This window comes from Roseovarius atlanticus, assembly GCF_019802205.1.
In the GTDB taxonomy this organism is placed as follows: Bacteria; Pseudomonadota; Alphaproteobacteria; order Rhodobacterales; family Rhodobacteraceae; genus Roseovarius; species Roseovarius atlanticus_A.
This window is the reverse complement of record NZ_JAHVHQ010000004.1, coordinates 24,639-35,000: the sequence shown is the minus strand read 5'-3', so window position 1 is coordinate 35,000 and position 10,362 is coordinate 24,639. Positions and strand designations below refer to the sequence as shown.

The 10,362-nt window shown below is 65.6% G+C and carries 7 protein-coding genes (1 of these 7 cut by a window edge); 1 reads left to right on the top strand and 6 read right to left on the bottom strand.

The window, feature by feature from the left end; genetic code table 11:
- The 3 genes from msrQ to KUV49_RS16730 form a co-directional block, all read right to left on the bottom strand.
- Positions 1 to 269 carry the start of a protein-methionine-sulfoxide reductase heme-binding subunit MsrQ gene (gene msrQ, locus KUV49_RS16740; protein ID WP_222452132.1) on the bottom strand. 358 nt of this gene lie to the left of the window's left edge, so 269 of the gene's 627 nt are visible here — the first part of the coding sequence; the start codon lies at positions 267 to 269; its stop codon lies beyond the left edge, outside the window.
- Positions 269 to 1,174 (bottom strand): protein-methionine-sulfoxide reductase catalytic subunit MsrP, encoded by a 906-nt coding sequence (msrP, locus tag KUV49_RS16735; protein ID WP_222452131.1) that lies wholly within the window; start codon positions 1,172 to 1,174, stop codon positions 269 to 271. Before msrP ends, msrQ begins: the two co-directional genes overlap by 1 nt.
- A 480-nt stretch (positions 1,175 to 1,654) precedes the next feature.
- Positions 1,655 to 3,148: an FMN-binding glutamate synthase family protein gene (locus KUV49_RS16730; RefSeq protein WP_222452130.1), complete on the bottom strand. Its 1,494-nt coding sequence runs from the start codon at positions 3,146 to 3,148 to the stop codon at positions 1,655 to 1,657.
- Positions 3,149 to 3,430: 282 nt separating this feature from the next.
- On the opposite strand from KUV49_RS16730, the gene KUV49_RS16725 reads away from it, so the two are divergent.
- Positions 3,431 to 3,913: a fasciclin domain-containing protein gene (locus KUV49_RS16725; RefSeq protein WP_222452129.1), complete on the top strand. Its 483-nt coding sequence runs from the start codon at positions 3,431 to 3,433 to the stop codon at positions 3,911 to 3,913.
- Between the two features lie 217 nt (positions 3,914 to 4,130).
- On the opposite strand, the gene KUV49_RS16720 is transcribed toward KUV49_RS16725, so the two are convergent.
- The 3 genes from KUV49_RS16720 to clpB form a co-directional block, all read right to left on the bottom strand.
- Positions 4,131 to 5,078, bottom strand: coding sequence for a hypothetical protein (locus KUV49_RS16720; protein WP_222452128.1), 948 nt, complete (start codon positions 5,076 to 5,078; stop codon positions 4,131 to 4,133).
- Positions 5,075 to 7,228 (bottom strand): glycosyltransferase family 2 protein, encoded by a 2,154-nt coding sequence (locus tag KUV49_RS16715; protein ID WP_222452127.1) that lies wholly within the window; start codon positions 7,226 to 7,228, stop codon positions 5,075 to 5,077. The genes KUV49_RS16720 and KUV49_RS16715 overlap by 4 nt, the downstream gene beginning before the upstream one ends.
- A gap of 372 nt (positions 7,229 to 7,600) precedes the next feature.
- Positions 7,601 to 10,219: an ATP-dependent chaperone ClpB gene (clpB, locus tag KUV49_RS16710; protein WP_222452126.1), complete on the bottom strand. Its 2,619-nt coding sequence runs from the start codon at positions 10,217 to 10,219 to the stop codon at positions 7,601 to 7,603.
- Positions 10,220 to 10,362: the final 143 nt, after the last annotated feature.

Genomic DNA, 10,362 nt, shown 5'->3' with positions numbered 1-10,362 from the left:
AAGAAGAAGCACGCCAGCCCCAGCGCCCGGCGGAACTTCAGCAGGTTCACCCCCGCCAGTTTGCGCAAGGGCGTCACCGCCAGCCCCGCCACCAGCAGGTAAAGCGCCATCTGCCCCATCTCGTGCTCCAGCACCTTCACGGGGTCCGCGCCCAGCCGGTTCTGAATGCCCAGCCACAGCATCCACGCGGCATAGCCCAGGCTCGCCACGTAAATGGGCCACGCCGGCACCCGGCGCAGCCCTGTGTTGATATGATCGACGGCCGCCATCAGAAGTTGGCTTTCAGATCCATCCCTTCATAGAGGCTCGCCACCTCGTCGCCGTAGCCGTTGAACATCAGCGTGTCCTGCCGCCGCGCGAACAGCCCCGATCCGATCACCCGCTCACTCGCCTGACTCCAGCGCGGATGGCTCACTTCGGGGTTCACATTACTATAGAAGCCATATTCCCGCGCGTTCGCCTTGTTCCAGCTTGTCGGCGGCTCGGTCTCGGTCAGGGTGATGCGCACGATCGACTTGATCGACTTGAAGCCGTATTTCCACGGCACCACCAGCCGCAGCGGCGCGCCGTTCTGGTTGGGGATGTCCTTGCCGTATATCCCCGTCGCCATGATCGTCAGCGGATGCATGGCCTCGTCCAGCCGCAGCCCCTCGACATAGGGCCAGTCCAGCACGGGGTATTTCACCCCCGGCATCTCGTCGGGGCGCAGCGCGGTCTCGAAGGCCACGTATTTCGCCCCGGACTGCACGCCTGCCATTTCCAAGAGATCGGCCAGCTCGAACCCGTTCCACGGCACCACCATCGACCACGCCTCGACACAGCGGAAGCGATAGATCCGCTCCTCCACCGTCATCTTCGCCATGATGTCCTCGAAGGCATAGTCGCCGGGGCGATCCACCAGCCCTTCGATTTTCACCGTCCAGGGCCGGGTCGTCAGCATATGGGCATTCTCTACGGGGTCGCCCTTGGCGGTGCCGAACTCGTAGTAGTTGTTGTAGGTGGTGACATCCTCGTAGGACGTGGGCTCCAGATCCCGCGCCCGCGCCGGCATCCCGCCGACCCCGGCCAGGCCGACCCCGGCGGCGGCCCCCGCCATCAACTGCCGCCGGTTGAGGAACGCGGCCTCGTCGGTCACATCCTTGTCGCGCAGCGTGTTCTTCCAACGATGGGCCATGCGGGCTCTCCTCTTCTCGCGGGCATGTCTGTCAGTCGTGACATAAGGAAAGCGCATTCGCGCGGCAAAACAAGCCGTGTCACGAAGACGTGGAAGCGCGGTAACAATGGCGGCGGCATTCTTTTCGCGCGCGCACGCGCGCGCGAGGCACCGTGGCCGGCCCTCCCGGACTTGATCCGGGACCTCCTGCCGCAAGGCTCCAAAATGCGTGCAGCCGACAAAGCCGCGCGATTGCCAGACCGCGGGATGGCGATCCGACAGGCGTTCGGGGCACTTTATCCCTGCAACGTCCGCAAGACCTCAGATCGACGCGCCAACGTCACCCCATCGCCAGCCCGGGGGGCGGTCTGGCGATCGCGCGGCGGCCTGCGGCCTCGATTCCGCGCGGCACTGCCCCCACCGCCGTCCCGGACCTGATCCGGGACCTCCCCCGGTCAGAGATCCCCGGGTCAAGCCCGAGGATGACACTCCGCTCCCCCTCTAGGGATACTGCGCCGCGTCCACGCTGGGTCGGATCTTTGTCAAAGGAATCGACGTGCCGTCCGCCTGCACGATCCGTACATGCCGCCGCCGCATCAGGCGCGGCTCGGCCACGCCCACGGAATGGGCGATGGTCTCGACCTCCCCGATCACCTGCCGCGCGTAATTGGCGACCTTCATGTACTTGTCTTCCACCACCAGCCCCTTCTGCAGGTGCTTGTCATGGGTGGTGATCCCCGTGGGACAGGTATTGCGGTTGCACTTCAGCGCCTGGATGCAGCCAAGCGAGAACATGAAGCCCCGCGCCGAGGTCACGAAATCCGCGCCCGCGCAGATCGCCCAGGCCACGTCGCCGGGGTTGACCAGCTTGCCCGCGGCGATGATCCGGATCCGGCTTTTCAGCCCGTGCCGGTCGCGCAGGTCCACCATCCGGGTCAGCGCCTCGCGGATGGGCATCCCCACCAGGTCCATCAGCGGCATCGGTGCGGCCCCCGTGCCCCCCTCGCCCCCGTCGATGGTGATGAAATCCGGCGCGCTTTCAGGCCCGCGCTCGACGATCAGCTCGAACATCTCGTCCCAGGCCTCGCTCGACCCCACCACGGTCTTGAACCCCACGGGCTTGCCCGTGACCTCGCGGATATGTCCGATGAAATCCAAAAGCTCGCCGTAATTGTTCACCTCGCGGTGCCGGTTCGGCGAAATGCTGTCCTGCCCCACATGGATGCCCCGGATCTCGGCAATCTCCGGCCCGACCTTGGCACCGGGCAGGATGCCGCCCTTGCCGGGCTTCGCCCCCTGCGCCAGCTTCAGCTCGAACATCCTGACCTGCTCGGTCTCGCCCATCCGGCGCAGCTTGTCGTCGTCCAGCGCGCCCTCCGGCGTCCGCACCCCGTATTTCGCCGTCCCGATCTGGTAGACCACGTCGCACCCGCCCGACAGGTGATAGGGGCTCAATCCCCCCTCCCCGGTGTTCAGCCAGATCCCGGCCTCCGCCGCTCCGCGGCTCAGCGCCTCGACGGCAGGGCGCGATATGGCACCATAGCTCATCCCCGAGATGTTGAAGATCGACCGCGCCATGTAAGGCGTCCGGCAATAGGGCCCGATCTGCATCGGCTCGGTCGCCGCGAACTGGTCATCGAGCGGCGGAAAGGCCGCCGGCACGAAGATCGGCGTGCCCGCCACGTTCAGGTTCCGGGTCGACCCGAACGCGACAGTATTGCCCTTGCCCTTCGAGGCATGCCCGACCCAGTCCCGCTGGGCGCGGTTGAACGGCATCTCCTCGCGGTCCATGGCAAAGAAGTACTGGCGGAAGAACTCGCCCAGCGTGGTGAACAGCCCCCGGAACCGCCCGATCACCGGATAGTTGCGCCGGATCGCGTCGCCGGTCTGGGTCTTGTCGATGACGAAAAAGATCAGCGCCAGCGCGATGACGATCCCGATCGCCAGCACCAGGATCAAGGCCAGAAAGCCAAGGATTTCGAAGACCAGCTCCATCACCGCCCCCTTCTGAATTGCGTGGCCCCGTTATGCCACAGACCTGAAGCGCCTCAAGCGTTAAACCCGTCCCGGCGCGGCCGGATGCTCACGCCGGTTCACGAATTATTCAGTGGCTTTCGCAGGGCGCGCCGGCTTAGGCGGCGAACCCTTTCCGTCAACCCGCACCGGCGGAAATCCCCGCTGAACCGGACGCGCCCGGGCCACGTAGCAAGAACACGATGCGCAAGACGCACATCGTTCATCACTCGTACCAAGCACACTCTTATAGGGAGACATGACATGCGTCGCAGAACTTATCTTGCCCTGACCGCCGCCACCCTCCTGGGGGGCGCCACCACCGCCTTTGCCGAAAGCGATATGGACATCGTCGACACCGCCACCGAAGCGGGCGACTTTTCCACCCTGCTGGCCGCGGCCGAGGCCGCCGGCCTGGTCGAGACGCTGAAAGGCGACGGGCCGTTCACCGTCTTCGCCCCCACAGACGAGGCCTTTGCCGCGCTGCCCGACGGCACGGTCGACACGCTGTTGCTGCCGGAAAACAGGGACCAGCTGACCAGCATCCTCACCTACCACGTCGTGCCCGGTAAGGTCATGTCCGGTGACCTCAGCGACGGCATGACCGCCGAAACCGTGCAGGGCACCGAGGTGACCATCGGCACCGAAGGCGGCGTGACCGTCAACGACGCCAATGTCGTCACCGCCGACATCGAGGCCTCGAACGGCGTCATCCACGTGATCGACGGCGTGATCATGCCCGAATAACCGACGTCTTCCTCCGGACGTTCAAAGGGCGGCCTTCGGGCCGCCCTTGCTTTCTTCGGATCGCGGCATTCTGCAAACGCGTGCCCGCGATCATCCGCGCCGGGGCCAGGTTGTTCAGCTCGGTCGCCCCAGGGCTTCGCAGGAGTGATGTCGGCAAAGACCTAGGCTCTTGCTTTCGGCAAACCCCCAGCCACATCCCGCCCTTCGGGCTGTTGGTCTAGTGGCTTGCGATCTGTTCGAGCTCCAGCAGCGTGATGTCGGGATTGGCGCGGATATCGGCGATATCCTGGTCGTACATCCGCGTCAGGTGCGCGCGCTCGTTCGGCGTCCAGGGATCGTAGCTGCCAAAGTCCTTGCCGCGCGGATACCGCTCCTGCAGCGCGACCCGCTGTTCCAGCGCCTTGTCCGCGCCATCCTTGTGAATCAGCTGCAACAGTTCCGCCACCGCGCGCCCGCTGGCCGTGGGGCGTTTGTTCTTGTCCTTGGGTTCCTTCATCGCGCCGGTGTCGATCCCCGGCCCGCAAAGGTTGGACAGAACCTGCCGGTCGATCTGCCGGAAATCCTCGTAGCGCCAGACCGTGACCTTCGCGCCGGGAAACAGCGTCACCACCGATTTCAGGATATTGTGCCAGTTCGGCATGTTCTCCAGCACCTGCCGCCGCATCGTGCGCTCGTCCACGAACCACTGCCCGGTCACGGACCGCAGGTATTCCACGTAAGCCGACGCAAAGAAATCGGCATAGTTGCGCAGCCCCAGATGCACCTCGTCCACGCCGTCGGGAAACTGCCCGGCAAACACTTCCAGCAGTTTCCGCCGCCAGCGGTAAAGCACCCCGCGCTTGACGCAATGCCCGCAATGCCCGGCCATGTTCTCGTCCGACAGGATGATCCGCTTCGGATTGCCCTTCGATATCTCCGTCAGGAACGCCCGGCTCATCTCCGCCAGCTCGGCATCGGAAATCTTCGGGTCCCAGTCCATGCCGATCTTGTTGTAGACGTTGCACTGCACCGGCACGGTCAGCTGCTTGCGGGTGTCGCGGTGATGCACGTAATGCACACCCGTCCGTTCCAGCATCTTGGAATTGCGCGCCAGCATCGACTGGATGTGGCTGGTGGCGGTCTTGTGAAACCCGCCATGCAGCACGATCTGCGGGCGCCGGCTCATTCCGCGGCCAGGTCCTGCAACAGCTGGTCGCGGTTCACCGGCGCCTCGCCGGGGCGGTTGATCATCTGCAACAGGTCATGCAGCGCCGCCCACTCGTCACTCGATTTCAGCGCCGCGATCTTGGCCCGGTGCCAGGCACAGGCCTCGGCATGCAGGCGGCGGATCTCGCCGTCCTGCATCAGCCGGTCGAACTCGACCCGCGTGGCCTCGGCCATCGGCACCAGGCTCGTGTCCTCGACCATGTTCAGGTTCATGTCGGCCCAATAGGCCACGCCCTGGTCGCGGTCGATATGGTTGGTGCGGCCCCGGTCGCGCTTGACCAGGAAACTGTCGACCGACCGCACCGCATAGTGGTGCAGCCGCGCGTGGTCGTGGCTGAACCCGCCATAGGCAGACCAGCCCATGTCGAAATATTTCTCGGGCATCGGATGGCCGCCCGCGTCGGTCCAGACAAAGCCCTCGGGCCGCCCGTCGAACTTGGGCCGGTGCACGCCGAACTTCTTGATGGCCTCGGACGGGCGGAACAGCGTCTTCAGCCCCAGCCCGCGGTATTTCTCGCGGAACTCCTCCGGCGCGGACCAGGTGAAATGCTCGTGGATGAACCTGTCCTCATAGCGCACCTGTTCGCCGCAACCGAACAGTTTCCAGCACAGCGAGATGGCATCCGCCTCGCCCACCGCCGCAAACAGGTCCGGCAGGCGTCCCGCGCCCGCGCGGATGTTCAGGAACTCGTCGCAATCGGCGCAGATGGCCCAGTCGGCCTGCCGGTAAAGGTCATGCGAGAACGCCCGGCGCAGCGCCACCCGCTGCGGGCTCGCGCCTTTCTTGAATCGGTTGTCCACATGCGCGGCGACGCCCAGCTCCTCCAGCCGCATGGCGATGCGGTCGGTGCCGTCGTCGCAATCGTTGGTGTAGATCAGGAAATCGGTGAAGCCGATGGCCTTGTTGAAGGCCACCCATTCCAGCATGAACGGCCCTTCGTTCTTCATCGTGGTCACGATCAGGCATCGATCGTTGCGGCGCGCGCCCATGGCCCGCGACGGGCCCTTGGGCGCGGGCGTCCCGGCCCTGGCCGGGGCCTTGTCCTTCGGCGCGGCCTTGGCCGGGGGCGTCGCCGCAGCGGCCTTGGTCCTCGGCGCCGGTGCATCCTCGGTCACGTCCTCGGCCATGTCCTCGGGGCCGTCCATGTCCGGCCCGTCGAACCCGTCATCGTCATCCGGGCCGAAATCCCCGGCCGCGTCCGCGTCCTTCTGCGCCGCGCGCTCCTCCTCGCGCAGCTTGCGCCGCAGCCGCTTGCGAAACGCCAGGCCGAACGCAGTCGCCATCTCGTCCCGCCCGCGATCGTTGAAATAGGCCGTGACCTGGTTCTTGTACCAGCGCAGGTCGCGCCGCGCCCGGTAGAGACGGTAGAAGTCCACCGGGTCCAGGTCGCCGAAGATCGCCGCATGCATCACCGGCTTCAGCGCGCCGATCTTGCGCATGAAGACAGCCGTCTTGTGGTCCGAATGGCGGCAGTGAAAGACGTGGATGTTGTCGCCCGAGAACCGCCCCACATGCTGCTTGTCCAGCGCGTGATAGGGGTCGTAGAAAATGCTCACCCGGCCCAGCCCCGCGGTCAGCGCCGCCGCATCCGACAAGGGCAGCGTCCAGTCCTGCCGCCGCCCGCCCTCATAGCGCGTCTCCCACGGCACCAGCCCGGTATCCAGCGTGCTCTGCGGGTTGACCGACACCACATGCGCCCCCGGCACCAGCGAGCCAAAGGCGATGGCGGCAAAGCCCCCCATCGACACGCCGGCGAATATCACCCGGTCGTAGCCCTCGAAGAACCCCTCGTCGCGCAGCTTCTCGAACCGCGCGATCAACTCGCCGTCGCGATACCAGTCCGCCACATGCGCCATCACGCCCAGGTGCGAGATGTTCACATCCTGCGCGAACTTGAAAGCCCAGGGCTCGCGCTCCGCCGAGCTGTCGTTGACGTTGGACAGGTTGTCGAATGTCACCAACAGGCGGTTCACCGGGCGCCGCACGAACATCAGCGAATGCCGCAGGTGCCGCTCCATGAATCCCTCGCCATCGCCGCCGGGGCGAAGCTCGTCGAACCAGCGGGGCACCGCTGGCGTGTCGTCTGCTGAACTGTCCTGCTCGGCCATGGCCCGATCTTGTGTCTGGTGTGGTTGCCGCACGGTAAATCCGCACCGCCCCGCGTTCGGCGCCACTATACGCCCGCGCCCCGAATCCGCGCAACACCCGTCTCGATTTGTCGACGCGACGGCCATTCCCGCAACACGACCCCCACCCCCGTCTTCCTCTGGCCGGAAATATCCCGGGGGCTTGGGGGCTGGCCCCCAATCAGAACCGCGCTTGGAGGCTGCCCCGTCGCACGCGCCAGGACCATCCCGTCCCGGACCCGATCCGGGACCTCGTAGGGTGGGTTTCCAACCCACCTTTGCCGGGCGCCCCCAAAAAAACGAAAAACCCCCGCCGGATCTCTCCGGCGGGGGCAAACCTGTCATTCACCGGGCTCAATGCACCACGGCATCGTCCGGCCGCTCGCGGTTGGTCGACCCGACGCGCTCGCCGATGATCAGCCCGTCGGAGCCCGCCGTCACCGGCACCGTGGATCCATCCAGGATATCCCCGGCCAGCAAGCCTTCGGCCAGCGGGTCCTGCAGCGCCTTCTGGATCACCCGCTTCAGCGGCCGCGCACCGTAAACCGGGTCATAGCCTTCATCCGCCAGCCACTTGCGGGCCGCGTCGTCCAGCTCCAGCGTGATCTTCCGCGCGGCCAGCCGCTTCAGTAGGCGGGCCATCTGGATATCCACGATCCCGTCCATCTGGTCGCGGTTCAGCCGGTCGAAGACCACGATCTCGTCCAGCCGGTTCAGGAACTCGGGCCGGAAATGCGACCGGACCGCATCCATCACGTCGCGCTTGGCCGCCGCCGCGTCGGACCCTTCCGGCAACTGGCTCAGCGCCTGGGACCCGAGGTTCGACGTCAGGATGATCAGCGTCTGCTTGAAATCCACCGTCCGGCCCTGCCCGTCGGTCAGCACACCGTCGTCCAGAACCTGCAACAGCACGTTGAAGACCTCCGGATGCGCCTTCTCGACCTCGTCGAACAGCACCACCTGGTAGGGCCTGCGCCGCACCGCCTCGGTCAGCACGCCGCCCTCGTCATAGCCGACATAGCCCGGAGGCGCGCCGATCAGACGGGCGACCGAGTGCTTCTCCATGAACTCGCTCATGTCGATCCGGACCATCGCGCTGTCATCGTCGAACAGGAACTCGGCCACGGCCTTGGTCAGCTCGGTTTTCCCGACGCCGGTCGGCCCCAGGAAGAGGAAGCTGCCCAGCGGCCGGTTCTCGTCGTTGAGCCCGGCGCGCGCCCGGCGCACGGCATTGGCCACCGCCTTGACGGCGGCATCCTGGCCGATCACCCGGCGGTGGAGGTTGTCTTCCATGCCAAGCAGCTTCTCGCGCTCGCCTTCCAGCATCTTCGCGGTCGGAATCCCCGTCCAGCGTTCGACCACCTGGGCGATCTGCTCGGGCCGCACGGCCTCCTCGACCATCACGCCGTCTTCCTCGGCTTTCTCGGCCTCGGCCAGCTGCTTCTCCAGCTGCGGAATGACGCCATAGCTCAGCTCCCCGGCCTTCGCCAGGTTGCCTTCCCGCTTGGCATGGTCCAGCTCGATCCGCGCACGGTCCAGCTGTTCCTTCAGGTCGCGGGCACCCGCCAGCTTGTCACGCTCGGCCTGCCATTGCGCCGTCATCTGAGCGGAGCGTTCCTGCATGTCGGCCAGCTCTTTTTCCAGCTTCTCCAGCCGGTCCTTGCTGGCGGCGTCGTCCTCTTTCTTGAGGGCCTCGGCCTCGATCTGCTTTTGCAGGATCTCGCGGTCCAGCGCGTCCAGTTCCTCGGGCTTGCTGTCCACTTCCATGCGCAGCCGGCTCGCGGCCTCGTCCACAAGGTCGATCGCCTTGTCAGGCAGGAAACGGTCGGTGATATACCGATGGCTCAGCGTGGCCGCCGACACCAGCGCAGAGTCCGAGATCCGCACGCCGTGGTGCAGCTCGTACTTCTCCTTGATGCCGCGCAGGATGCTGATCGTGTCCTCCACGGTGGGCTCCTCGACCATCAGCGGCTGGAACCGGCGTGCCAATGCGGCGTCCTTTTCCACATGCTTGCGATACTCGTCGAGCGTGGTCGCACCGACACAGTGCAACTCGCCCCGCGCCAGCGCCGGCTTGATCAGGTTGGCCGCGTCCATCGCGCCATCCGCCTTGCCCGCGCCCACCAGCGTGTGCATCTCGTCGATGAACAGGATGATTTCGCCGGCTGCATCCGTGACCTCGTTCAGCACGGCCTTCAACCGCTCCTCGAACTCGCCACGATACTTCGCCCCGGCAATCAGCGCGCCCATATCCAGCGCCAACAGCTTCTTGTTCTGCAGGCTTTCGGGCACGTCGCCATTCACGATCCGCAGGGCCAGACCCTCGGCAATCGCGGTCTTACCCACGCCCGGCTCCCCGATCAGGACCGGGTTGTTCTTGGTCCGGCGGCTCAGCACCTGCATCGCGCGGCGAATCTCGTCGTCACGGCCAATGATGGGGTCGATCTTGCCGTCCGCGGCCCGTTTCGTCAGGTCGGTGGCGTATTTCTCCAGCGCTTCATAGCTGTCCTCTGCCGAAGCGCTGTCAGCCGTCCGCCCCTTGCGAATGTCGTTGATCGCCTCGTTCAGGGACTGCGCACTCACGCCGCCTTGCTCCAACGCGTCCTTGGCGGGGCTTTTCACCATCGCCAGCGCGGTCAACAGGCGCTCCACGGGAACGAAACTGTCCCCGGCCTTCTTGGCCAGCTTCCCGGCCTCGTCCAACAGCTTCACGGTTTGCCCGTCCATGTAGATCTGGCCGGAATCGCCGCTGACCTTCGGGATCTTGCCAAGGCTCAGGTCCAATGCCTGCACCACGCGCGCCGGCTCGCCGCCCGCCCGCTTGATCAGGTTGCTGGCCATCCCCTCGGGGTCGTCCATCAATGCTTTCAGAACATGCTCGGGCGCCAGTTTCTGGTGGCTTTCCCGGATCGCGATCGTCTGTGCGGCCTGAATGAAACCGCGCGACCGCTCGGTGAACTTCGACAAGTCCATCCCGTCTCTCCTTTTTACAAGCGTTATCCCGGTGGCGCACCCAGCATTAGGCGTACGGCTTCGGGAACCTCAGACCTTTAGATGGGTAACAGGCGCGTGAGCGTCAAGGCGGCCCTGTAAATTGTTCGCATCGCGCAAGCTGC